At 61.9% G+C, this 25,166-nt stretch carries 19 protein-coding genes, 1 tRNA gene and 1 pseudogene; 4 read left to right on the top strand and 17 right to left on the bottom strand.

Features of this window, described 5'->3' with window-relative positions; translation table 11 throughout:
• Nucleotides 1–906 precede the first annotated feature (906 nt).
• Nucleotides 907–1,692 (top strand): response regulator transcription factor, encoded by a 786-nt coding sequence (locus XpopCFBP1817_RS10635; protein WP_128417122.1) that lies wholly within the window; start codon nt 907–909, stop codon nt 1,690–1,692.
• Between the two features lie 337 nt (nt 1,693–2,029).
• Here the strand turns inward: XpopCFBP1817_RS10635 and XpopCFBP1817_RS10640 are convergent, their stop codons facing one another.
• The 13 genes from XpopCFBP1817_RS10640 to murJ form a co-directional block, all read right to left on the bottom strand.
• Nucleotides 2,030–2,416, bottom strand: a complete 387-nt coding sequence (locus XpopCFBP1817_RS10640) for a DUF805 domain-containing protein (RefSeq protein WP_128417109.1) — start codon at nt 2,414–2,416, stop codon at nt 2,030–2,032.
• Nucleotides 2,417–2,596: 180 nt separating this feature from the next.
• Nucleotides 2,597–3,988, bottom strand: a complete 1,392-nt coding sequence (radA, locus tag XpopCFBP1817_RS10645; protein WP_128417110.1) for a DNA repair protein RadA — start codon at nt 3,986–3,988, stop codon at nt 2,597–2,599.
• A 355-nt stretch (nt 3,989–4,343) separates the two neighbouring features.
• Complete coding sequence (locus tag XpopCFBP1817_RS10650; RefSeq protein WP_158251289.1) at nt 4,344–6,233, bottom strand: M61 family metallopeptidase; 1,890 nt, start codon at nt 6,231–6,233, stop codon at nt 4,344–4,346.
• A gap of 199 nt (nt 6,234–6,432) precedes the next feature.
• Nucleotides 6,433–6,768 carry a cytochrome o ubiquinol oxidase subunit IV gene (gene cyoD / locus XpopCFBP1817_RS10655; protein ID WP_128417111.1) on the bottom strand — a complete coding sequence of 112 codons (336 nt, stop codon included), beginning with the start codon at nt 6,766–6,768 and terminating at the stop codon, nt 6,433–6,435.
• The gene (gene cyoC, locus XpopCFBP1817_RS10660; RefSeq protein WP_208619604.1) at nt 6,768–7,397 is read right to left on the bottom strand and encodes a cytochrome o ubiquinol oxidase subunit III; all 630 of its coding nucleotides are present in this window, start codon (nt 7,395–7,397) and stop codon (nt 6,768–6,770) included. Before cyoC ends, cyoD begins: the two co-directional genes overlap by 1 nt.
• On the bottom strand, nt 7,394–9,394 hold the full coding sequence (gene cyoB / locus XpopCFBP1817_RS10665; protein WP_128417113.1) for a cytochrome o ubiquinol oxidase subunit I: 2,001 nt from the start codon (nt 9,392–9,394) through the stop codon (nt 7,394–7,396). The genes cyoC and cyoB overlap by 4 nt, the downstream gene beginning before the upstream one ends.
• Nucleotides 9,394–10,344, bottom strand: a complete 951-nt coding sequence (gene cyoA, locus XpopCFBP1817_RS10670; RefSeq protein WP_128417114.1) for a ubiquinol oxidase subunit II — start codon at nt 10,342–10,344, stop codon at nt 9,394–9,396. Before cyoA ends, cyoB begins: the two co-directional genes overlap by 1 nt.
• Nucleotides 10,345–10,704: 360 nt before the next feature.
• Nucleotides 10,705–10,780, bottom strand: a tRNA-Thr gene (locus XpopCFBP1817_RS10675).
• Between the two features lie 178 nt (nt 10,781–10,958).
• Nucleotides 10,959–11,909 carry a 4-hydroxy-3-methylbut-2-enyl diphosphate reductase gene (ispH, locus tag XpopCFBP1817_RS10680; protein ID WP_128417115.1) on the bottom strand — a complete coding sequence of 317 codons (951 nt, stop codon included), beginning with the start codon at nt 11,907–11,909 and terminating at the stop codon, nt 10,959–10,961.
• 79 nt (nt 11,910–11,988) lie between these two features.
• Complete coding sequence (gene lspA, locus XpopCFBP1817_RS10685; RefSeq protein ID WP_128417116.1) at nt 11,989–12,501, bottom strand: signal peptidase II; 513 nt, start codon at nt 12,499–12,501, stop codon at nt 11,989–11,991.
• Between the two features lie 149 nt (nt 12,502–12,650).
• The gene (gene ileS / locus XpopCFBP1817_RS10690) at nt 12,651–15,482 is read right to left on the bottom strand and encodes an isoleucine--tRNA ligase (protein ID WP_128417117.1); all 2,832 of its coding nucleotides are present in this window, start codon (nt 15,480–15,482) and stop codon (nt 12,651–12,653) included.
• 6 nt (nt 15,483–15,488) lie between these two features.
• The gene (locus tag XpopCFBP1817_RS10695; protein WP_128417118.1) at nt 15,489–16,505 is read right to left on the bottom strand and encodes a bifunctional riboflavin kinase/FAD synthetase; all 1,017 of its coding nucleotides are present in this window, start codon (nt 16,503–16,505) and stop codon (nt 15,489–15,491) included.
• 207 nt (nt 16,506–16,712) lie between these two features.
• Nucleotides 16,713–18,305, bottom strand: coding sequence for a murein biosynthesis integral membrane protein MurJ (gene murJ / locus XpopCFBP1817_RS10700; RefSeq protein ID WP_128417124.1), 1,593 nt, complete (start codon nt 18,303–18,305; stop codon nt 16,713–16,715).
• 116 nt (nt 18,306–18,421) lie between these two features.
• Between murJ and rpsT the strand changes: the two genes are divergently transcribed.
• Complete coding sequence (gene rpsT, locus XpopCFBP1817_RS10705) at nt 18,422–18,691, top strand: 30S ribosomal protein S20 (protein WP_002807888.1); 270 nt, start codon at nt 18,422–18,424, stop codon at nt 18,689–18,691.
• A gap of 91 nt (nt 18,692–18,782) precedes the next feature.
• Here rpsT and obgE read toward each other — a convergent pair whose 3' ends face one another.
• The 3 genes from obgE to rplU form a co-directional block, all read right to left on the bottom strand.
• Entirely contained in the window at nt 18,783–19,835 is a 1,053-nt protein-coding gene (gene obgE, locus XpopCFBP1817_RS10710) for a GTPase ObgE (RefSeq protein ID WP_128417119.1), read from the bottom strand.
• Between the two features lie 233 nt (nt 19,836–20,068).
• A complete protein-coding gene (gene rpmA, locus XpopCFBP1817_RS10715; protein WP_128417120.1) occupies nt 20,069–20,329 on the bottom strand; it encodes a 50S ribosomal protein L27 in 261 nt (86 codons plus the stop codon).
• A 12-nt stretch (nt 20,330–20,341) separates the two neighbouring features.
• Nucleotides 20,342–20,662 carry a 50S ribosomal protein L21 gene (gene rplU, locus XpopCFBP1817_RS10720; protein WP_006450001.1) on the bottom strand — a complete coding sequence of 107 codons (321 nt, stop codon included), beginning with the start codon at nt 20,660–20,662 and terminating at the stop codon, nt 20,342–20,344.
• A 326-nt stretch (nt 20,663–20,988) separates the two neighbouring features.
• On the opposite strand from rplU, the gene uvrA reads away from it, so the two are divergent.
• Together uvrA and XpopCFBP1817_RS10730 are read left to right on the top strand one after the other, a co-directional pair.
• Nucleotides 20,989–23,952, top strand: a complete 2,964-nt coding sequence (gene uvrA, locus XpopCFBP1817_RS10725; RefSeq protein WP_128417121.1) for an excinuclease ABC subunit UvrA — start codon at nt 20,989–20,991, stop codon at nt 23,950–23,952.
• A pseudogene (locus XpopCFBP1817_RS10730) lies at nt 23,952–24,366 on the top strand (acyl-CoA thioesterase). The gene uvrA and the pseudogene XpopCFBP1817_RS10730 overlap by 1 nt, the downstream one beginning before the upstream one ends.
• 257 nt (nt 24,367–24,623) lie before the next feature.
• On the opposite strand, the gene XpopCFBP1817_RS10735 reads toward XpopCFBP1817_RS10730, so the two are convergent.
• Entirely contained in the window at nt 24,624–25,052 is a 429-nt protein-coding gene (locus XpopCFBP1817_RS10735; protein WP_128417125.1) for a copper chaperone PCu(A)C, read from the bottom strand.
• Nucleotides 25,053–25,166 lie beyond the last annotated feature (114 nt).

The following is a 25,166-nucleotide window of genomic DNA, read 5'->3' on the forward strand; positions in this document are numbered from 1 at the left end:
CAGCTCAACACCAGCTTGCAGATGATCCACCTGGCGTTCCTGGCGTTGCTGCTTAGAAGACTTTGAACAGGCTCTTAGGGGATGAGCAAAAAACAAGCAATTCCGCCGGTCTTTTGGCGCAGTCGATTGTATGCAGCGGATTCAATGGAATTTCTCGTTTTAGAACACCAAGAAAATCAAAAATTCTCACCCCGTCTCGAACCGTGCGGGTGGCGGATCGTGCGGATCGCGTGCCGTTTCTGCGTCCAACGGCCGATGTCGCGCACAGGACATTACACGTCATTCGATTGCGTCTTGGAGACATCTATTGCCGCGGCGAGACCGCCGCTGTGCCAAAAAAATCTCTAAATCCCTAGCTTCCACGGGCATTGGGCGTTGTTGAGGAATGTCGTGGCAATGACCGCATACCGTTTTCTTCAGTGAAGGACGCACTCGCTGCGAACAGGAACTTCGTCGATCCATCGCGCCGATGAGCCGCCGACATATTCCGCAATCGCTATAACAGTGAGTAAATTGCAATACTTTGGTCTATACCTGACCAATTGGTCTGAATGCCTGCAGGCCCCGGCGAATTTCTTGGCGCTTCCTCAGCGCCGTACGCCGCAGTAATGTCGTAATTTTGTTATTTCCGGCCCATCCATGCCTAAATGTAAGAGCTCCGTTGCGCCTATCTGAGCGCACGTTAAAGCCAACCCACGCAAAGCAGAAGAAAAGTACGCAGTAGTGAAACTTTCCGCCTTGGCAATGGTACATACCATTCATCTGACCTAGGTCAGCCCCCCCCTGGCAGCCGAAAGGTTTGGCGATGTACTTATCTATACACGTGGGTTTTGTATTGGCGCCGGCTGCACTTAACAGGAAAAGGACATACGACTGGTGCGCGTGCCGACATGGGAAGGCTGGCTGATGTACGCCAACGCTTCCGGCAAGCATGGATCGGCTTTCCTGTTGACGCAGGATGCGCGTCTGGCTTCGCAGGTCAACGCGAGCCTCGCACTGCTCGCGCAGAGTTTTGCGGTCTTTTCAGACGAACTCGAACTTTTGCGCTCGCTGCGACATTCCCCTTGCGAGCTGCTGGTGTTCGATGCGACCTGCGTTGCCTCCGACGATAGTTCGCTGCTGGCCTGGCAGCGCTGCCATAGCGGTCATCCCACGCCATTGATTGTGTTGGGGCGTTTCGATTGCCCCAACGACATCCTGGCCTGGTATCGCGCCGGTGCGCACGACGTGCTCGCGCTGCCGTTCAATCCGCATGAGTTGCATGTACGCGCGGCATTGGCGATCTCGCCGGTGGCGCAGGCATGCCCTGAAACGCAGCAGCTCAGCGTTGGGCCCTACCAGTTGATCCGCGACGAAAATACCGTGTATCTGGACGGCAAGCCGATCGTTCTGACCGCACGCGAGTTTTCGATTGCCTGGTTGCTGTTCTCCAGCCCCGGTGTGTGTTTTCGCCGCTGCCAGTTGGCCAAGGCCGTATGGGGCAGCCATACCGCGTTCACCGACCGCACCATGGAGCAGCACATCTACAAGCTGCGCAAGAAGTTGCAGCTGTGCAATCACAGTGGCGCGGTGCGCATCAGAACCGTGTACTCGCATGGCTACAAACTGGAACTGGCACTGCATGACGCAGACGCAGTAACCCTGAGCGGGCTCACACCTCAGAACGCGGCAAGCCACGCTGCGGCGTGCTGACCAAGCGCGTGTGAGTGCGAGGCATACCGCATGAAGAGTGCATCGACATAATGGGTCGATGTGTTGGTGCACCTGCATCAATCCCGCGCAGCAACGTGCCTATCTCGGCTGGCTGCGCGTTACACGACCACCAGTGCGGCAAAACTGCCGCGCAGCGCCTTTTGTTTGTGTGCGAAGCAGCGCCGTAATGCGTCGCACCTTGCACATCGTGCAACGAGACGCGGTAGACCTGAGCCCGCACTGCAATGTCAGCGTTTTTAATCGGCGTGCCGATCCGTAAAACCACCCTGTACAAACGACAACGGCGCAGGGACTGCCCTACGCCGTTGTTCGCCCGTTACTGCTTGAGGCTTTCACCGTACTCGTTCGGGCCCGGCGTGCCATCCATGCACATGAAGACCAACAAGACGATCGCACCGACGTAAGGCACCAGGCTGATCAGATAAAACCGGCCGGACTTGCGCTGGTCATGCAGCCGACCCACGGTCACTGCAATGCCCGGCACGATCAATGCCAGGCCGAAGATCACCCTGATGGCAAACACCACCCACGCCAGGGGGCCCTGGCCGTTATCGCCGCCGCCTATCACTGCCGCGATGCCGAAAATCCCGCTCAGCACTGGCAGAACAATCGTCTGCATCCACAAGAACATCCAATATTCATTGCGACGCGAGCGACCGGTGAAGTGGGCGTAGCGCTTGAGCGGCAACAACATCCACTCCATTGTGATTCTCCAGACAAGAGCAGTAAGTGATATCTGTGATCCGGTGCACAATGTAACTGGCCGCGCCTTTTTACATAGCCGCACTCTTTCTGAAAACGTTTTCTCTATAAAAAAATGCAAGTACAGACGTCTATCCGACAGCCAGTGCGCACCGTTTGCGGCGTCCGCCCCGCATGCACCTCACTCGGCCGCCGCTTCCAGCGCCTGGCTCAGCCGCTCCACCGCGACGATCTCCATGCCCTTGATGCTGGTGGTCTTGGGCGCATTGGCCTTGGGCACGATCGCACGCTTGAAACCATGCGTGGCGGCTTCTTTCAGACGGTCATCGCCATTGGGAACAGGGCGAATCTCGCCGGACAGACCCACCTCGCCGAAGGCAATCGTCTTCTCGGCCAACGGCCGGTCGCGCAACGAGGACAACACCGCCAGCAGCACCGGCAGATCAGCGGCAGTTTCCTGCACGCGGATACCGCCGACCACGTTGACGAACACGTCCTGGTCGCCCACCACAATGCCGCCATGGCGATGCAACACCGCCAGCAACATCGCCAGACGGTTTTGCTCCAACCCCACAGCAACGCGGCGCGGATTGGACAACGGCGAGGCATCCACCAGCGCCTGCACTTCGACCATCAGCGGCCGGGTGCCTTCGCGGGTGACCATCACGCAACTGCCGGGCTGCTGGGTGCTGCCGCCGGACAGGAAGATTGCCGACGGGTTGGACACCTCCTTGAGGCCCTTCTCGCCCATCGCGAACACACCCAGCTCGTTGACCGCACCGAAGCGATTCTTGAAGGCGCGCAACAAGCGAAACCGGCTGCCGCTCTCGCCTTCGAAATACAGCACCGCATCCACCATGTGCTCCAGCACGCGCGGCCCTGCAATACCGCCTTCCTTGGTGACGTGGCCAACCAGGAACACGGCGGTGCCGGTCTCCTTGGCATAGCGCACCAGCCGCGCCGCGCTCTCGCGCACCTGGCTCACCGAGCCTGGCGCTGCGGTCAGCGATTCGGTCCACAAGGTCTGTACCGAATCGGCCACGATCAGCTTCGGCCGCGCCACGCTGGCGTGCTGCAGGATGTTTTCGATGCCGGTTTCGGCCAGCGCATTCAGGCCCTCCAATGGCAGATCCAGCCGCACCGCACGTCCTGCGACCTGGGCCAGCGATTCCTCGCCGGTCACGTACAACACCGGCAATGTACTGGCCATGCTCGCCAACGCCTGCAGCAACAACGTCGACTTGCCGATGCCGGGGTCGCCACCGATCAAGACCACCGCGCCTTCGACCAGACCACCGCCCAGCACCCGATCGAACTCGCCGATGCCGGTGGACACGCGCGATTGCTCGGATTGGCGCACGTCCTTGAGCGCGGTGATCTTGGGTGCCTCGGTCTTGCCCGACCAACCGGTGCGGCGCGAAGCCGCCGGCGATGCCTTGCCGCCTAGCGTTGCGCTTTCGAGCACGATTTCGCTGAGCGTATTCCACACCCCGCACTCGGTGCATTGCCCCTGCCACTTGTTGTATTCGGCGCCGCACTCGCCGCAGACATAGGCTATTTTTGCCTTCGCCATCGTCAGTTAGCCAATCGATTCTGGAGCGACAGCATAGTCGTCGCCGGTCTCAGGATGCGCGACGCGGGCGCGTAGCGCTGGGAATCGGAAATCGGAAATCGGAAATCGGAAATCGGAAATGGTCCAGGCTGACGCGCTGCTGGATTGCGTGCAACTGCAAACGTCAACGACGGCGCTTTACGTGAGAGGCATCGGCGATGTCGGCCACTTGGTTAGCGCTATGCCTTTCTACTGATCAGTCGACATCTACATCGACGAAGATCAACGTCCGAAGCTGCATGATCGATCGAAACCGACCATGCAGCTCAAGTTCCTGCCACTGCCCGCTCGAACACCTCCAAGCGGCCAGTGCAACTCAACGCGCTTTGTACAACTGGCTCAAGCGATCCGGCTTGCCGGCGGTGCGCTCCAGATGCGGATATAGCAAACCGCCGTGGTAATCGATGCGCACGGTGTCGTAGCGGTCCAGGCGTTTGACCAGCAATTCGATCGGCGCGGTGGTGCCCTTGGCCGCCTTGATCGCGTCCTTGATCACCTCACTACTGAAGGCGCTGCCGTTGACCGCAACGATCATGTTGCCGGCGATCAGGCCGGCATTGAAGGCCGGGCCGTCCCAGAGCACATCGATGATATCGCCCGAGGCTTTCAGATAGACGCCAAGCGAATAAGTCAGGCTGGCATCCTTGTCGTCTCTCTCGTCGCCCTCGTCGGCCTGGGTGGCCAGATTCGGCTCGTCGTTGTAGACCAGCTTCCAGCCATTGGCTTCGATGCCGCCGTTCAACGAGCCATGACCGTCCATGCGGCCGCGCAGCAGGCTCGCCCAGTCGTAGGCGGCCACGCCGTTGAGCGTGGCCACGATGTCGTCGAAGGTGTACGGATTGACGTCCCAATCGCCGTTCTTCATGCCGAAGAACGCCTTGCCGAAATCGTCGATGGAGCGCTTGTTGTTGGTCAACTCGCGCAGCTTGCCGTCCACCTCCAGCCACATCATCTGGCCACCGGAATAGTAGTCCTCGCTCATCTGATAGCTGCGGTAGGCCTTCGGGCGGCGCATCGACATGGTCGGGTCGTTGGTGGTGTCCTGCACGGTGCGCCAAGCCATGCCGGGGAAGCCACGTTCGTAGGTTGCCGCCACGCCGGCCAGCATCTCGCGTGCCTGCTCCTGCGTCCACAAACCAGAACGTGCGGCCATCACTTCGCCCCAGAACTGGGTCTGGCCTTCGTACAGCCACAGCAGGCTGTCGCCCATCGGCACGTTGAAGTTGGGCGTTGCCAGATCGGCGCCACGGCGATACTTGCCGTTCCAGGAATGATTGAATTCGTGTGCAAGCAGGTCGCGCCCGGTCCAGCTCTTGTCCCACTCGGTGAAGTAATTCAGCTCGCCGCTGTTTTCGCTGGAGCGGTGATGCTCCAGGCCGATACCGCCCAGCTTTTTGGTGAGCGCGAGCAAAAATTCGTAATGATCGAAATGCCGCGCGCCGTACAGCTTGTCCATCTGCTGCACCAGTGAGGCATGCGCCTTGATCTGCTCGGGCTTGGCTTCCAGCGACTTGGCTTCGTCGGCGAACACGTTGAGGTAGACCGGCTGCTTGCCGGCGCTCAACTCCACGCGCTTGTAGTACTTGCCGGCGAACATCGGCGAGTCGACCAGGTCGTCGAAATTGATCGGCTTGAAGGTCACAGTATCGCCGACGCGGCGCTCGGTTTCCAGCGCGGTGGCATAGCTCCAGCCGGCCGGTAGCGTCACGCTGGCCTGCGTCTTGATGTTGCGTGCGAAGACACCGGCCGGATACAAAGCGGTGGTGTTCCACTGTAGGTTGAGCATCTCCGGGGTCATCATCACCCGGCCCTGGTTGCTGGCCTGAGGCGAGAAAAACTTGAACTCGGCCACCAGCTCGGTGGCGCCCTGCGGCACGTCGATCTTGAAGGCGTACACGTCGAACTGATCGCGCGTCCACGGCACCACCTTGCCATCGACCTTGATCACCAGACCGGCAAGCTTATCGATCGGCCCGGTCGGCGAATGGTTGCCGGGAATCCACTGCGGATACAGCAGCGTCATCGGGCCCGGCTTGGCCGGCATGCTGGTCTTGACCTTGAAGATGCGGTGCGCCAGATCGGTGGCGTCGACATCGATTTTCAAGGTGCCTTCGAACGGCACGTCCTGCGGTGGCGCTGTTTGTGCGGCGGCAGGCAACGACAGCGCAGCCAGCAGCGACAAGGACAGGACGGTAGGGATCTTCATTGCAACTCCGCAGTGACCTGAAAACAGGCAAGCCACGATGCTAAGCGCCCGCAAGCGCTTCCCCGTATGCCATTGGTCATGCCACAGGCGAATTCATGCGCAAAAAAAACCGCCAATGACTTTGGCGGCCTTCTTTGATCCAGCATGCTTCATCGAACACGCTTCGATCCAGCGTGCCTGGATCAGGCACTGCGCCGCCTCAATGCATCATGTTGACGTTCATGTTGTGCAGCACCCACAGCGAACCCACGATCACAATGCCGATGATCAGCAGCGAGAACAGGCCTACCTGCACGTTGGAACGCTGCTCGGGCGAGCGATCCATGTGCAGGAAGTAGACCATGTGCACCAGCATCTGCACGGCGGCCATCAGCGAGATCACGATGACGGTGACACCCTTGGAGAACGCACCGCTCATCACCATCGCAAACGGGATGACGGTCAGGATCACGGCCATCACAAAGCCGATCAGGTAGGACTTCAGGCCGCCGACATGTGCGTCGGCGGCGGTTTCATGCGCGTGGTGATTGGCCATTACAGCGCTCCCAGCAGATAGACGACGGTGAACACACCGATCCAGATGATGTCCAGGAAGTGCCAGAACAGGCTCAGGCAGGCCAGACGCGTGCTGTTGCGCGGGGTCAGGCCGTTCTTGGAGATCTGGATCACCAACACAGCCATCCACAACAGACCAGAGGCGACGTGCAAACCATGCGTACCCACCAGGGTGAAGAAGGCCGACAGGAACGCGCTGCGCCCCGGGCCGGCACCTTCATGGATCAGGTGATTGAATTCCCAGACTTCCATGCACAGAAAGCCGATACCCAGCAGCGCGGTGACGCCCAACCAGGCGTATAGCCCGGTCATGTTGCGATTGTGCGCGGCGATCATCGCAACGCCGAAGCTCAGGCTGCTGAACAACAGCAGGAAAGTTTCAACCAGCACGAACTTCAGGTCGAACAACTCCTTGGCCGTCGGCCCATCCACCGTGGCGCCCGAGAGCACCGCATAGGTGGCGAACAGACCGGCGAACAGCAGGCAGTCGCTCATCAGATAGACCCAGAACCCGAAGACGGTGTTGCCACCGGTGTCGTGATGTTCGTGGTCGTCGTGGCCGCCCGCGTGGGCGGCGTGGTCAAGCGTGGTCGAGGAAGACATGGTCATACCACCTTCGCGGCCTGCGCCGCCTGTTGCTGTTCGAGCAAGGCAAAGCGCGCGTTTTCGATGCGCTCCACGTCGTCGGCCGGCACCCAGTAATCGATGTCGTCATCGAAGGTGCGTGCAATGAAGCTACCGATCATGCCGACCAGGCCGATGATCGCCAGCCACCAGATGTGCCAGATCAGACCGAAGCCCATCAGCACGCTGAAGGCACCGATATAGACGCCCGCACCGGTGTTGCGCGGCATGTGGATGGCCTCGTACTTGGACGGACGCATCCAGCCCTTGCCGTTCTGCTTGTCGGCCCAGAACTGATCGCGGTCGTCGATGTGCGGCAGCACGGCGAAGTTGTAAAACGGCGGCGGCGAAGAGGTTGCCCACTCCAGCGTACGGCCATCCCACGGATCGCCCGTGTAGTCCATGTGCTCCTTGCGCTTCCAGACGCTGTAACCGATCTGCACCAGGTTCAAGAAGATACCCATGCCGATGATCGAGGCACCTGCGGCGGCGACATACAGCCACGGCGCCCACTCCGGGTGGTTGTAGGTGTTCATGCGACGGGTCATGCCCATGAAGCCGAGCACGTACAGCGGCATGAAGGCCACAAAGAAACCGATGATCCAGCACCAGAACGACGCCTTGCCGATCTTTTCGTTGAGCTTGAAGCCGAACGCCTTCGGGAACCAATAGGTCAGACCGGCAAGGTAACCGAACACCACGCCGCCGATGATGACGTTATGGAAATGCGCTATCAGGAACAGGCTGTTGTGCAACACGAAGTCCACGGCCGGAATCGCCAGCATCACGCCGGTCATGCCGCCGATGCTGAAGGTGATGATGAAGCCGATCGTCCACAGTACCGGCGAGGTCATGTGCACGCGGCCGCGGAACATGGTGAACAGCCAGTTGAAGATCTTCACCCCGGTCGGGATCGAGATGATCATCGTCGTGATGCCGAAGAAGGCATTGACGTTGGCACCCGAGCCCATGGTGAAGAAGTGGTGCAACCACACCACGAACGACAGCACGCCGATGCACGAAGTGGCATAGACCATCGAGGTGTAGCCGAACAGACGCTTGCGGCTGTAGGTCGCGATCAGCTCGGAGAAGATACCGAACGCCGGCAGGATCAGGATATAGACTTCCGGGTGGCCCCAGATCCAGATCAGGTTGACGTACATCATGGCGTTGCCGCCACCGTCGTTGGTGAAGAAGTGCGTGCCAAGGTAACGGTCGGCACCCAGCAGCGCCAGCGCCACGGTCAGGATCGGGAACGCGGCGATGATCAGGATGTTGGTGATCAGCGCGGTCCAGGTGAAGATCGGCATGCGCATCAGGGTCATGCCCGGTGCGCGCATCCGCAGGATCGTCACGAAGAAGTTGATGCCGGTCAGCAACGTGCCCAAGCCTGAGACCTGCAACGCCCAGATGTAGTAGTCGACACCGACGCCCGGACTGTATTGCAGCCCCGACAAGGGCGGATACGCCAACCAACCGGTCTGCGCGAACTCACCGACACCCAACGAGATGTTGATCAGCGCCGCGCCAGCCACGAACAGCCAGAAGCTCAGCGAGTTCAGGAACGGAAACGCCACGTCGCGCGCGCCGATCTGCAGCGGCACGATCAGGTTCAACAAGCCCGTCATGAACGGCATGGCCATGAAGAAGATCATGATCACGCCGTGCGCGGTGAAGATCTGGTCGTAATGGTGCGGCGGAAATACGCCTTCGCCGCCATTGCCCACCATCGCCTGCTGGGCACGCATCATCGCCGCATCGGCGAAGCCGCGCAGCAGCATGACCAGCGCCACGATGATGTACATCACACCGATGCGCTTGTGATCCACCGAGGTGAACCACTCGTTCCACAGGTAGCCCCACAGCTTGTACTTGGTGATGGCCCCCGCGATGAGCAGGCCGAGCAGGCCGGCGCCAACGAGAGCAACCATAATGATCGGCTCGTGGTAAGGAACCGCCTCGAGCGTGAGTTTGCCTAGCATCACTTGTCTCCAGAAGTGCACATGGCAACCGGCTCTGCAGCCGATGCCTGATGGTCGCCGTGGCCTTCGCCATGGCCTTGCGGACCGTGACCCGGACCATTCATATATTTGTCGACCAGCGAGCGGAACATGCCGTCCTGCACCGACGAGTAGTAGGTGACCGGATACTGTTCTTTATCGTTGCGGTTGGCGGACAGCACCTGGTACTCGGTGGCGTTCAGCGCCTTCGGCGCTGCCTTGACCTTGGCCACCCATGCATCGAAGCCGGCCTGATCGGTGGCATGCGCCTTGAAGCTCATCTTCGAAAAACCGTGACCGCTGTAGTTGGTCGACAGGCCGAAGTATTCGCCTGGCTCGTTGGCAACCAGATGCAGCTTGGTTTCCATGCCGGCCATGGCGTAGATCATCGTTCCCAGGTGCGGGATGAAGAACGAATTCATCACCGTGTCGGAGGTGATCTTGAAGTTCAGCGGCGTATGCACCGGGAAGGCGATTTCGTTGACCGTGGCGATGTTCTGATCCGGATAGATGAACATCCACTTCCAGTCCAGCGAGACCGCTTCGATGTTGAGCGGCTTGACGTCCAAATCCAGCGGCCGGTACGGGTCGAGCGCATGCGACGAGCGCCAGGTCAGCACCGCCAGCACCAGGATGATCACGCAGGGGATCGACCACACCACCACTTCGATCGCGGTGGAGTGCGACCAGTCCGGCTCATAGCGGGCCTTGGTGTTGGACGCGCGATATTTCCACGCGAACGCAATCGTCATCACGATCACCGGGATGACCACGATCAGCATCAGCACCACCGAGGTGATCAGCAGCTGCTTCTCGTCGTGGCCGATCTGGCCTTTCGAATTGAGGATGGCCGAGTTGCAGCCTGCCAACAGCAGGAACGGCAACATCAGGACTGGATGAAGTACACGCCCGAGATGTTTCAACGGAATCATCGGTCGATCCAAGTGCGAAGGAACGCCAGCCTCGTTCGTCGTATCCGTCGTGGGACATGTCCGACGGCGCTCTTCCTGAACAAAGATGGCCGCGCGAACCGAAGACTCGGGTTAGCTCGCTGATTTTAGGCTTTGCTGCACCTGCACGAAACCCATCGGCAATGATCTACCGCAATTAATGCGCGCAGAAGTATGCGACATGTTGTCGCAGCGCTGCGCGCGGCAGGAAAGATGGAGTTGCGGCCATCCAATGAGGCCTTGGTGATGTGCAGCCCCTATGGCTGCGTGTGCGCTGACGTTATGCGTGCATCGGCAAAAACGCAACGTGGCAGACCAATGGCCGACCCAGTGTTGAAGCGATGGTGCCGGAAATAGGAATCGAACCTACGACCTACGCATTACGAATGCGCCGCTCTACCAACTGAGCTATTCCGGCGAGCCGTGAATTGTAGGAGCGGAGCCAGTCCCGGTCAATCGCCGCTGGTGGCGGGCTGGGCATTGCGGCGTCAGGCGCTGGGTGGCGCTTGGCGAAGATCAACTACCTGAAACCTGTGATGCACCCAACACGGGCGACAGACTGAGCACTCACTCGACTAACTTACAAGTGCCTGCCTTCAGCTGACCAGGCGCAACCGCAGCTCCTTGGGCAGCGCGAACACCATCGATTCCGGCTCACCCTCCAGCTCGGAGACGCCTGCCGCGCCCAGCTCGCGTAGCCGCGCCAGCACGCCGTCCACTAGCACCTGTGGCGCCGAGGCGCCGGCGGTCAGGCCGATATGCTGCTTGCCAATGATCCAGGCCGGGTCAATCTCGCTGGCGTTGTCGATCAGGTAAGACTCCACCCCGTCGCGCCGAGCCAGCTCGCTGAGGCGATTGGAATTGGAGCTATTGGGCGAGCCGACCACCAGCACCAGATCGCATTTACGCGCGAGATCGCGCACCGCGTCCTGGCGGTTCTGGGTGGCATAGCAGATATCGTCGTGGCGCGGCCCCTGCATCGCCGGGTAGCGCGCACGCAAGGCCTCGATGATGCCCATGGTGTCGTCCACCGACAGCGTGGTCTGCGTGGTGTAGGCAAGATTTTGCGGCTGGTGGATCTGCAGCGTGGCGACTTGCTCGATGTCTTCGACCAAATAGATCGTGCCGGGGCCGCGCTCGCGGCTCCACTGCCCCATAGTGCCCTCCACTTCCGGATGCCCGGCATGGCCGATCAGCACCACGTCACGGCCAGCCCGGCAATGCCGCGCCACCTCGAAATGCACTTTGGTCACCAGCGGGCAGGTCGCGTCGAACACCTTGAGCCCGCGGCGCTCGGCTTCCTGACGCACCGCCTGCGAGACACCATGCGCACTGAAGATCACCGTGGCATTGTCGGGCACCTCGTCCAGTTCTTCGACAAAGACAGCGCCGCGCTGCTTGAGGTCGTCAACCACAAAACGGTTGTGCACGACTTCGTGGCGCACATAGATCGGTGCGCCCAGCGCCTCGATCGCACGCTTGACGATCTCGATCGCACGGTCGACACCGGCACAAAAACCACGGGGATTGGCGAGCAGGACTTCCATGGCGAGCATTCTACGGGAATGGGGAACCAGGAATCGGACCGGGCGCAGCGCGCCCGCAAGAACACTTCAGCGTTGATTCCTAATTTTTAATGCCCGACTCGCGCTTCCCGGACTTGTCGAACAGACCGAACACCGCGATCCCGATGGCGCCGCCCACGATCGCCGAGTCGGCAATGTTGAACGCCGGCCAGGTGTAACTGCCGATGTACCACTGAATGAAATCGACCACATGGCCGTGCATCAGGCGGTCGATCACATTACCGATCGCCCCGCCGATCACCAGCGCGTACGGCAGCGCGCTGCGCCATTGCCCGCGCGCGGTGCGCGACAGCCAGAACGCCAGCAGCCCGCTGATGCCCACCGCCAGCGCGGTGAAGAACCACAACTGCCAGCCGCCTGCATCGCTCAGAAAGCTGAAAGCTGCGCCTGTGTTGTAGGTGCGGTACCAGTTCCAGAAGCCGTCGATCACCGGCACGGCGGTGTATTCGGGCAGGCTGGACAGCACCCAGGCCTTGCTCCACTGGTCCAGCCCGACCACGAGTGCCGACAACAGCAACCAGATCAGGGCGGAGGGTTTGGGACTTACACTCATGAAATCACCTGACTGTTCCTTCTCCCGGGTGCGGGGAGAAGGTGCCCGAAGGGCGGATGGTTAACCCATCGCCGGATTCGCCATCGCAGGCCCTCTCATCCGGCGCTTCGCGCCACCTTCTCCCGCTTGCAGGAGAAGAAATCACGGCATCAGAACCAGCGACGCTCCTCGCCCGGGCCTTCGACATTGCTGACGCAGCGGCTGCACAGTTCCGGGTGACGCGGATCGCTGCCCACGCTGGCCTGGTGGTGCCAGCAGCGCACGCACTTGGCCTTGGTGGTCGGCTGCGCACTGACGAAGATGTCGTCGGTGCTGGCGGCGGTGACGGTGACATCGCCACTGATGAACAAGAAACGCAGCTCTTCGGCCAGCGGCTGCCAGCGCGCGGCGGTCTGCGCATCGGCGGCGACGGTGATTTCCGCTTCCAACGCCGCGCCGATCGCGCCATTGGCACGCATCGGCTCCAGCACCTTGACCACCTGCTCGCGCAAGGCCAGCAGCTTGTCGACATCCGCACGGGTCAGCGCGGCATCGGCAGGCAATGGCGCAAGCCCGTCGTACCAGATGGCGAACAGCACGTTGTCGGTGTGCTTGCCCGGCAGATAGCCCCACAGTTCTTCGGCGGTGAAGCTCAGCACCGGCGCGATCCAGCGCACGAATGCCTCGGCCACGTGATACATGGCGCTCTGCGCCGAGCGGCGGCCACGTGCATCTTCGACCATCGTGTACAGACGGTCCTTGGTCACGTCCAGATACAGCGAGCCCAGATCCACGCTGCAGAAATTCAGCAGCGCCTGCACGATCTCGGCAAAGTCGTAGCGCGCATACGCGGCAACGATCTTCTCTTGCAGTTCGTGGGCGCGATGCACGATCCAGCGGTCCAGCAGCACCATCTGATCCAGCGGCACCAGATGCTGCAGCGGGTCGAACCCATACAGATTGCCGAGCAGAAAGCGCGCGGTATTGCGCAGCCGACGATACGCATCGGCATTGCGCTTGAGGATTTCCTGCGACAGCGACATCTCGTTACTGTAATCGGCCGAAGCGATCCACAGGCGCAGGATGTCCGCGCCGAGGGTCTTCATGATCTCCTGTGGCTCGATGCCGTTTTTATCCGACTTAGACATCTTACGGCCGTGCGCATCCACGGTGAAGCCGTGGGTAAGACACTGCTTGTAAGGTGCAACCTTGTCCATCGCCACGCCAGTCAGCAGCGAGGACTGGAACCAACCGCGATGCTGATCGGAGCCTTCCAGGTACAGGTCGGCCGGCATCGGCAGGCCTCGATCCACCACCACAGCCTCGTGCGTGATGCCCGAGTCGAACCACACATCCAGAATGTCGGTGATCTTGTCGTAGCCGGCCGCCTCACTGCCCAGCAATTCGGCCGCGTCAAGCGTGTACCACACGTCTACGCCGCCCAGCTCCACGCGGTCGGCGACCTGGCGCAGCAACTCGGTGCTGCGCGGATGCGGCTCGCCGGTTTCGCGATGCACGAACAAGGCGATCGGCACGCCCCAGGTACGGTGGCGCGAGATGGTCCAGTCCGGGCGGCCTTCCACCATACCGGCGATGCGCGCCTGGCCCCAGGACGGGTACCAATGCACGCTTTGGATGGCTTTGAGCGCATCGGCACGCAGATTGGCCTGCTCCATCGAGATGAACCACTGCGGCGTGGCGCGGAACGCGATCGGCGTTTTGTGGCGCCAGCAATGCGGATAGCTGTGTTCCATCTTGCTGGCCGCCAGCAATACGCCGGTGTCGCGCAAGGCCTCGATAATGATGTCGTTGGCCTTCCAGATATGTAGCCCGGCCAGCACGGTGTCGCCCAGCGGCGGCGTCGACGGCAGATACACCCCGCGGCCGTCCACCGGGTTGATCTGCGCAGCGCCGTAGCGCTCCAGCAACCCGTACTGCTTGGAGACCTGATAATCCTCCTGACCATGACCAGGCGCGGTGTGCACCGCGCCGGTACCGTCTTCGGCCGACACGTGATCGCCAAGCAGCAGCTGGATCTCGCGCTCGGCATAGAACGGGTGGTTCAGCAGCATCTGCTCCAGCGCCGCGCCCTTGGCATGGCCGTGCACCACCACCGTCTCCACGCCGTAGCGCGACAGTGCCCTGCCAGCCAACGCCTCGGCGATCACCAGCCAACGCGGCTGACCGCGATCGGCCGGGCCTTCGACCAACACGTAATCCAGTTCCGCGCCCAAGCTTACCGCCAGCGAAGCCGGCAGCGTCCAGGGGGTGGTGGTCCAGATCGGCACCGCCACGCCCACGCCAGCTAGTAGCGTCGCGCCGAACGCGGCTGCAACAGCAGCCGGATCGCGCGCCGGGTAGGCCACATCCACCGTCGGCGAGACCTTGTCGGCGTATTCGATCTCGGCCTCGGCCAAGGCCGATCCGCAATCGAAGCACCAATGCACCGGCTTGACGCCACGGGTCAGATGGCCGTTGTCGACTACCTTGGCCAGCGCGCGGAGCTCGTTGGCTTCGAAGCGGAAATCCAGCGTCTTGTACGGGTTGTCCCAATCTCCGATCACACCCAGACGCTTGAAATCGCGTCGCTGCAGATCGATCTGCTCGGTCGCGTATTCGCGGCATTTCTGGCGGAATTGCGCTGCATCCAGCTTCACGCCGACCTTGCCGTAATTCTTCTCGATCGCGATCTCGATCGGCAGGCCATGGCAGTCCCAGCCCGGGATGTAGGGCGCATCGAAGCCAGCCAGATACTTCGACTTGACGATGATGTCCTTGAGGATCTTGTTGACCGCATGGCCCAGATGGATCTGGCCGTTGGCATACGGCGGGCCGTCGTGCAGCACGAACAGCGGGCGCCCTGCCGCATTGGCACGCAACTGCGCGTACAGCCCCTCGCGCTCCCAGCGTTCCAGCAACGCCGGCTCGCGCTTGGGCAGGTCGCCGCGCATCGGGAATTCCGTCGCGGGTAGATGGAGAGTGGCTTTGTAGTCTTGGGTCACAGGTCTCTACCGTTGCGCTGGATTTTTTGATAAGTCCGCACATGGATGTGCGGGCTGTTGCGAGGGACTCGCATTATCTACGGGCTCTTGCGAAGGGCGCGCATTAAGTACCGCGCGCGCCTGCTCGGCATCGCGATGCATCTGCACGGTCAGCGCCTCCAGGCCATCGAACTTCTCTTCGTCGCGCAGCTTGGCGACGAATTCGACCTCAATGTGCCGGCCATACAGATCGCCCTGAAAATCGAACAGATGCGCTTCCAGCAGCGGCTCCACCCCGGCAACCGTGGGCCGCGTGCCAAAGCTCGATACCGACGGCCATGGACGCTCGGTCACACCATGTACCCAGGCCGCATAAATTCCAGACAACGCCGGCGTGCGCGGAAAGCGCAGATTGGCAGTGGGATACCCCAAGGTGCGTCCAAGTTGCTTGCCACGCACCACCCGCCCGCCGATGGCATACGGGCGGCCAAGCAGTTCGCAGGCGTGCGCAAACTCACCCGTGCCTAGCAGCTCACGAATGCGCGTGGCAGAAATGCGCTCCCCGCGCAGGTGCACAGGGGCGATCTCGCCGGACACGAATCCATGCTGCTCGCCAAGTGCCCGCAGCAAGCCGATATCGCCACCACGCCGATGGCCGAAGCGGAATTCCGGGCCGATCCACACTTCGCGGGCGCACAGCCGGCCGACCAATGCCAGCCGCACGAACTCTTCTGCGCTCAACGCCGACAAGCGGCCGTCGAAACGGATCATGCCCACGCTGTCGGCACCGAAGCCTTGCAGGCCTTCGATCTTGGCGCGGGCAAGCGTCAGCCGCGGCGGCTGCGCAGCCGGGGCAAAAAACTCGCGCGGCAACGGTTCGAAGCTCACCGCCACCGTCGGCACGCCCAGCGCGCGCGCGCGCGCAACCGCGTGCTGCAGCAACGCCCGATGGCCCAGATGCAGGCCATCGAAGGCGCCGATGCAGACCACGCTTCCGTGCGGGAACAGCGTCCCGCCCTCGACGTCTCTAAACAGCCTGCTCATTGCTCGATCCAAACAGATGCCGGCCTGCGGGCCGACCCTCACTGGTACATAACCTGCAAGTATAGCCGTGCCTGTCAACCCGCATGGGCGCGCTTCCAGGAGTGGGCGGCGTCTGGCAGGTCGCTATGAACAGTCCGGTTGAGCGAGGACAGAACTCCGCGCAGCACAGGCGCCTCCACAGCGCGCTCGGCCGGTCCACCCGGCTCCCTACCCTTCGCGCAGATGCCGCGGCCGCAGCCCCAATGCCAGCTGCGCCAACAGATAGGTCGCCCCACCGCTGCCGACCAGCACCGCCAGCCAGCCGATGCGATCCCACTTTTCCATCACGGTGAACGAGGGCAGCCACCACAGCAGGCCCAACAGCACCACCACCATCGCCGCACAGGCCAGCAGCAGGCGCAGCGCATAGCCGCCCCAGCCCGGCCGCCGCTGATACACGCCGGACTTGCCCAGCCAGTACCACAGCAATCCTAGATTGAGGTAACTCGACAACGCACTGGCAATGCCAAGCGCCAGATGCAGGCCCGGCTGCTTGCCCAGCGCCTGCATCAGGCCCTGCGCCTTGAGCTCGGGCGGCACCATGATCTGGTAGACCACAGCCAGCAGCGCGAAGTTGAACACCATGTTGGCGATCAGCGCCGCCACGCCTGCGCGCACCGGCGTGCGGGTGTCCTGGCGGGCGTAGAACGCCGGCAGCACCACCTTGAGCATGGCGTAGGCCGGCAGGCCGAAGCTCAGGCCGTAGACCGACATCGCCGTCATACGCGTATCGAAGGCGGTGAAATGGCGGTACTGGAACAAGGTTGCCACCAGTGGCTCTGCCAGCAGCAGCAAACCCAGCATCGCCGGCATCGCGATCAGCAGCGTGGTGCGGAACCCCCAATCCAGCGCGCCGGAAAACGCGCTGCGGTCGGTCTTGACGTGATGACGGGCCAGCGCCGGCAGGATCACCGTGCCCAGCGCCACCCCGAACACGCCCAGCGGCAGTTCAAGAAACCGGTCGGCCAGCGATAGCCACGACTGCGAGCCATCGGCCAGCCGCGCGGCAATCACCGTGTCCAGCATCAGGTTGATCTGCGCCACCGACGAACCGAACAGGGTCGGGATCATCAAGGTCAGCACCTTGCGCACGTCCGGGTGATTCCAGCCCCAACGCGGCAGCGTCAGCAGATCGATGCCCTTCAAGGCCGGCAGCTGAAACAGCAACTGCAGCGCACCGGCCACCAGCACCGCCCAGCCCAGCGCCAGGATCGGCACCTCCAATCGCGGCGCCAGCCACAGGGCGCCAGCGATCATGCACAGATTGAGGATCACCGGCGTCAGCGCCGGAATCGCAAACCGCTGGAAGCTGTTGAGCGCCCCGCCCGCCAGCGCGGTCAACGACACAAACAACAGAAACGGAAAGGTCAGCCGCAACAAGTCGACCAGCAGGCCGTACTTGTTCGGATCGGTCGCCGCGCCATCGGAAAAGATCGACGCCAGTTGCGGGGTAAAGATCAGCCCCAGCGCGGTGATCACCAGCAACATGCCGCCCAGCGTGCCGGACACCCGCGCCATCAGCTCGCGCAGGTCGGCATGCGGCCGGGTTTCCTTGACCTCGGTGAACACCGGCACGAACGCGGTGGCGAACGAGCCCTCGGCGAACAGGCGGCGCAGAAAATTGGGAATGCGAAACGCCACCCAAAACGCATCCGTGACCGCATTGGCACCGAAAGTGGTGGAGATCGCCTGATCGCGGATCAACCCCAATACCCGCGACACCATGGTCATACTGCTGAACGAGAGCAGGCCTCTCAACATGCCGGGCTTGCTCACGCAGCCTCCCTCTTGACATCTGACTTGACGCACATAACCAGGTCCATCATACTTCCCCGCTTGCTTTTTCAACCATACCGATTTTTCAGGAACCCACCACCGTGGCCAATATCAAGTCCGCCAAGAAGCGCGCCAAGCAGACCGTCGTGCGCAATGAGCGCAACACGGGCCAGCGTTCGATGCTGCGCACCGCCGTCAAGAAGGTGATCAAGGCCCTTGACGCCAACGATGCTGCAGGCGCCGAAGCTGCTTTCGCCGTTGCTCAGCCCATCCTCGACCGTTTCAGCGCCCGTGGCCTGATTCACAAGAACAAGGCTGCGCGTCACAAGAGCCGTCTGACAGCTCGCATCAAGGCCATCAAGGCTGCGTAAGCGATCAGCGTCGAAACCGCTGAAAGCTTGGCTTTCAGCGGTATAGAAAAACCCGGCCTTGGCCGGGTTTTTTGTGTGCCTGCCACTGCACTCAGCCGGCATTGCGCGCCTCGAGCTCATCCTCGCGCTGACGGTCGAAGAACGCCATCACGTCCTTCATGATCGGGAAGGTGCCATCGCGACCCAACGCCGAGACCAGATACCACGGCGCGGCCCAGCCAAGTTCGGCCACGATCGCCTCTGCTGCCGTGCGCGCCTCGTCTGCGAACATCAGGTCGGCCTTGTTGAGCACCAGCCAACGCGGCTTGGCCAGCAACTGGGGATCGTGCCGTTCCAGCTCACGCTCAAGGGTGCACACCTGGTCGGCCGGCGACACGCCATCCACACCACCCTCCATTGGCGAGATGTCCACCAAATGCAGCAGCAAACGCGTGCGCTGCAGGTGACGCAGGAATTGCGTGCCCAGGCCGGCGCCATCGGCCGCGCCTTCGATCAGGCCCGGCACGTCGGCGATGACGAAGCTGCGATACGCCTCGACGCTGACCACACCCAGATTCGGATACAAGGTGGTGAACGGGTAATCGGCCACCTTCGGCGTTGCCGACGACACTGCGCGAATCAGCGTGCTCTTGCCGGCATTGGGGAAGCCCAGCAGACCGACGTCGGCCAGCAGCTTCAACTCAAGCTTGAGCAGACGCTCCTCGCCATCTTCGCCGGTGGTGGACTGGCGCGGCGCGCGATTGATCGAGCTCTTGAAATGCATGTTGCCCAGGCCGCCCTTGCCGCCCTTGGCCACCAGCAGACGATCGCCGTTCTGGGTCAGGTCGCCGATGATTTCATCGGTCTGCACGTTCATCACCACGGTGCCGACCGGCACCACGATGATGCGGTCTTCGCCACCCTTGCCGTAGGCCTGACGGCCCATGCCGTTCTCGCCGCGCTGCGCCTTGAAGGTCCTCTCATGCCGGAAGTCGACCAGGGTGTTGACGTTTTCGTCGGCCACAATCCACACGCTGCCGCCGCTGCCGCCATCACCACCATCGGGCCCGCCGAGCGGAATGAACTTCTCGCGGCGGAAGCCGACACAGCCATTGCCGCCATTGCCGGCACTGACCAGGATTTCTGCTTCGTCGACTAACTTCATGAGATTTGGGATTCGTCATTTGGGATTGGTAACACCACCGCAGGGCGCCGCTTGGCGGCCGCGGAAAAAGCAGGAAGCAACGGTAACGGGACGCACAGGAATCCGCCGTTGCGGATCCCAAATCCCGAATCCCCACTCCCGGCTCTCAAAAGAAAAACCCCGCAAAAGCGGGGCTTTTCGTCTCGTCCGTCAGGCAGTGATGCCTGGAGGAATGGCCTGCATGGAGCGGGCGATTACGCCTCGACAACCACGCTGACGGTACGACGCTTCTTCGCACCCTTGACCGAGAACTCCACCTTGCCGTTCACCAGGGCGAACAGGGTGTGGTCGCGGCCGAGGCCGACGCCGCTACCCGGATGGAACTGGGTGCCGCGCTGACGCACGATGATGTTGCCTGCATCGATGGCCTGGCCACCGGAGATCTTCACGCCCAGGTACTTCGGGTTGGAATCGCGACCGTTGCGCGAGGAACCTACGCCTTTTTTATGTGCCATGACTGGTTCTCCTTATTTCTTATCGCCACCGGCAATGCCGGTGATCTCGATTTCGGTGTAGTACTGACGGTGTCCCTGACGCTTCATGTGGTGCTTGCGGCGACGAAACTTGATGATGCGCACCTTGTCGGCGCGGCCATGGGCCACAACCTTGGCGGTGACCGAGGCGCCCTTCAGCGCATCGCCCAGCTTGATGCCATCGCTATCGCCCAACATCAGGACAGTATCGAACTTGATCTCGTCGCCAGCTTCGACTTCGAGCTTTTCAACGCGGAGCGTTTCGCCCTGCGCGACGCGGTATTGTTTACCGCCGGTTACCAGAACTGCGTACATGACCAGGTTTTCCTCTGTAGTTATTATGGTCGCACTGACATGCCCTAGGGCAGACAGGAGCGGGATTTTACTGGCCTATCGGGTTTTGGGTCAACCAGCAAGCGGGATGCCGGCTGGTTTCCGATCGCCGGCGCGCGGGCTTGCAGCAGCCCACTGCGATTTGCCCCCATGCAACGCCTCATCCGGCCGCCACAGCGCACAGGGCAGACTGGCATTTAGGGCAATTGCCCTCACCTAGGTCGGCGGGTAGGCTGATCGACTGCCCCTCATTCCTGCTGAGCACGCTCGCATCACCGCCGGTTCGCCGGCCCGACATCGGATCCCCCATGGCGATGGATTTCATCCGCATCCGCGGCGCGCGGACGCACAACCTCAAGAACATCGATCTCGACCTGCCTCGCGACAAATTGATCGTGATCACCGGCCTGTCCGGCTCGGGCAAGTCGTCGTTGGCGTTCGACACTATTTATGCGGAGGGCCAGCGCCGTTACGTCGAGTCGCTGTCGGCGTATGCGCGCCAGTTCCTCAGCGTGATGGAAAAGCCCGACCTGGACCATATCGAAGGCCTGTCCCCGGCGATTTCGATCGAACAGAAATCGACCTCGCACAACCCGCGCTCCACGGTCGGCACGATCACCGAGATCTATGACTATCTGCGCCTGCTGTATGCGCGCGTCGGCCAGCCACGCTGCCCGGACCACGGTTTCCCGCTGGAAGCGCAGACGGTCAGCCAGATGGTCGACCACATGCTCACGCTGGACGCCGAGCAGCGCTACATGCTGCTGGCGCCGGTGATCCGCGACCGCAAGGGCGAGCATGCGCAGGTGTTCGAACAACTGCGTGCGCAGGGTTTCGTGCGCGTGCGCGTGGATGGCGAGTTGTACGAAATCGATGCGGTGCCGGCCTTGGCGCTGCGCCAGAAGCACACCATCGAAGCGGTGATCGACCGCTTCCGGCCGCGCGAAGACATCAAGCAGCGCTTGGCGGAAAGTTTCGAGACCGCACTCAAGTTAGGCGAAGGCATGGTGTCGGTGCAGTCGCTGGACGACCCGGCTGCCGCGCCGCAGTTGTTTTCGTCAAAGTACAGCTGCCCGGTCTGCGATTACTCGCTGCCCGAGCTGGAACCGCGGCTGTTTTCGTTCAACGCACCGGTGGGCGCCTGCCCGAGTTGCGATGGCCTGGGCGTGGCCGAATTCTTCGACCCGGATCGTGTGGTGGTGCATCCGGAGCTGTCGTTGTCGGCTGGTGCGGTGCGCGGTTGGGATCGGCGCAATGCCTATTATTTCCAGCTGATCGCCTCGCTGGCCAAGCACTACAAATTCGACGTGGATGCGGTATGGAACTCGTTGCCGGCCAAGGTGCGCCAGGCGGTGCTGTTCGGCAGCGGCGATGAGGTGATCAGCTTCACCTACTTTACCGATGCGGGCGGGCGCACCACGCGCAAGCACCGTTTCGAAGGCATTTTGCCGAACCTGGAACGCCGCTACCGCGAGACCGAATCGCCGGCCGTGCGCGAGGAACTGACCAAGTACGTCAGCCAGCAGCCCTGCCCCGCCTGCAACGGCACGCGTCTGAATCGTGCCGCGCGCAATGTGTTCGTAGCCGATCGGCCGCTGCCCGAATTGGTGGTACTGCCGGTCAACGAGGCGCTGCGCTTTTTCCGTGGTTTGTCGCTGCCGGGTTGGCGCGGCGAGATCGCCGGCAAGATCGTCAAGGAGATCGGCGAGCGGCTGGGCTTCCTGGTCGATGTGGGCCTGGATTACCTAACCCTGGAGCGCAAGGCCGACACCTTGTCCGGTGGCGAGGCGCAGCGCATTCGTCTGGCCAGCCAGATCGGCGCCGGCCTGGTCGGTGTGATGTACGTGCTGGACGAGCCGTCGATCGGCCTGCATCAGCGCGACAATGAACGCCTGCTCGGCACGCTCACGCGGCTGCGCGACCTGGGCAACACAGTGATCGTGGTCGAGCATGACGAAGACGCGATCCGCCTGGCCGATTACGTGCTGGATATCGGCCCCGGCGCCGGCGTGCACGGCGGCGAAATCTGCGCGCAAGGCACGCTGCAGGACATTCTGGATGCGCCGCGCTCGCTGACCGGTCAATACCTGTCGGGCAAGCGCCGCATCGAGATTCCCAAGCAGCGCCACAAGCCCAACCCGAAGATGATGCTGCATCTGCGCGGGGCGACCGGCAACAACCTGAAGAATGTCGATCTGGACATTCCGGCCGGCCTGCTGACCTGTATCACCGGCGTGTCCGGCTCGGGCAAGTCCACGTTGATCAATGACACCTTGTTCACGCTGGCGGCCAACGAGATCAACGGCGCTTCGCATCCGGTGGCACCACATCGCGAAGTGGAGAATCTGGATCTGTTCGACAAGGTCGTGGATATCGACCAGTCGCCGATCGGGCGCACACCGCGCTCCAATCCGGCCACCTATACCGGCATGTTCACGCCATTGCGCGAGCTGTTCGCGCAGGTACCGGAATCGCGTGCGCGTGGCTATTCGCCTGGCCGTTTCAGCTTCAACGTGCGTGGCGGCCGCTGCGAAGCCTGCCAGGGCGATGGCCTGATCAAGGTGGAGATGCATTTCCTGCCCGACGTCTACGTGCCTTGCGATGTCTGCCACGGCAAGCGCTACAACCGCGAGACGCTGGAGATCCGCTACAAGGGCTACAACATCAGCGACGTGTTGCAGATGACCGTCGAAGATGCACTGCGCCTGTTCGAGCCGGTGCCGTCGATCGCACGCAAGCTGGAAACCCTGGTCGATGTGGGCCTGAGTTACATCAAGCTGGGCCAGAGCGCGACCACGCTGTCTGGCGGTGAAGCGCAACGGGTCAAATTGTCCAAGGAGCTGTCGCGTCGCGATACCGGACGCACCTTGTACATTCTGGACGAGCCGACCACCGGCCTGCACTTCCACGACATCGACGCGCTGCTCGGTGTGCTGCACAAGCTGCGCGACGAGGGCAATACGGTGGTGGTGATCGAACACAATCTGGACGTGATCAAGACCGCCGACTGGATCGTGGATCTGGGCCCGGAAGGCGGTCATCGTGGTGGCAGCATCCTGGTGTCCGGCACGCCGGAAGAGGTGGCCGCGCACAAGGCGTCCTATACCGGGCAGTTCTTGGCCAAGATGCTGCCGTCGGTGAAGGCGCGCCAGACGCGCCCGGCGGCGATGGCCAACAAGCCCGATGCGCGCCCGCCGCGCAAGACCAAACCGGGAAAGGTGGCGAAAGTCGCCAAGTACGCCACCAAGAAAACCGCGAAGAAGGCAAGTTGATGAGCGAAGAGCACAAGGTGCTGGCACGCATCCCGATCAGCGTGCGTTGGCGCGACATGGACAGCATGGGCCATGTCAATAACGCCAAGTACATTTCTTATCTGGAAGAAGCGCGCGTGCGCTGGATGCTGGGCGTGGACGGCGTGGCGATGACCGATCGCATTGCGCCGGTGGTCGCGGCCACCAACGTCAACTACAAGCGCCCGCTGGTGTGGCCGAACGACATCCTTGTAGAACTGTTCGTCGAGCGCCTGGGCAGCAGCAGCATCACCATCGGCCATCGGCCATCGCATCCTCGACCAGAAGGACGAGGGCGTGCTGTATTCGGATGGCAACGTGGTCGTGGTGTGGATCGATACCCAGACCGGCAAAAGCGCGTCGCTGCCGGATGCGGTGCGCGCTGCCAGCAGCTGAGTTTTATCAGCTCATTCGCTGAGTTCTCTCAGCGTCGACTAGCGGCGGAGGCTCTCTCGGGAGCCGCCGTTTTTGTTTTGAACATTGCTGCGATTGCATTGCTGCGTATTACTGCACGCCTGCAACAGGAGACGCCAGCAAGATCGAAGATAGAGACGTCAGCGCCTTCTGCGTGCCAAGCGATTTTCCTGGCCGAAATCATGGAATCCAAGAACGCCGATGCCCGTTGCAGCCTCGATGCTGCAGCGGGTGTTGCATCACGAACCCGGCGCGCGCTTACGCGCTTCCAGCGTGGTGTTGATCTCGCGCCCATCCTGCAAGGTAAACGTCACTGGCACCTGCGCGCCCTCCTGCAGCGGTGCGCCAGCGTCCATCAGCATCAGATGCAGGCCGCCCGGCGTCAGCGACACCGACTTGCCGGTCGGCAGCGGCAACTCGGGCACCGCACGCATGCGGCTGATGCCGTTGGTCTGCGTGGTCTCGTGAATCGACACATCGGCAAACACCCTGCTCTTGGCCGAGGTGATCTTCAGCGGCTGCGCGCAGCCGTTATGGAATTGCCCGAACCCCGCCGCCATGCCCATGCCACCGGGCGGAGGAATGCGGACCCAGCCGTCCTTGAACTCAGGCAAGCACTGTGCCGAGACACCTGCACTTGCCAACACCGCCAACGCACCGAGCAGCACGCTTCCGTACATACGCTGCCTGCTTCGACTGCCGGGAGCCTCTAAAAACCCCAGCAATCTGCCATCATTGACTTGACGCCCTGCCAGCGGAGAACGACAGACATGATCAGCTTG

This window comes from Xanthomonas populi (assembly GCF_002940065.1).
GTDB lineage: Bacteria > Pseudomonadota > Gammaproteobacteria > Xanthomonadales > Xanthomonadaceae > Xanthomonas > Xanthomonas populi.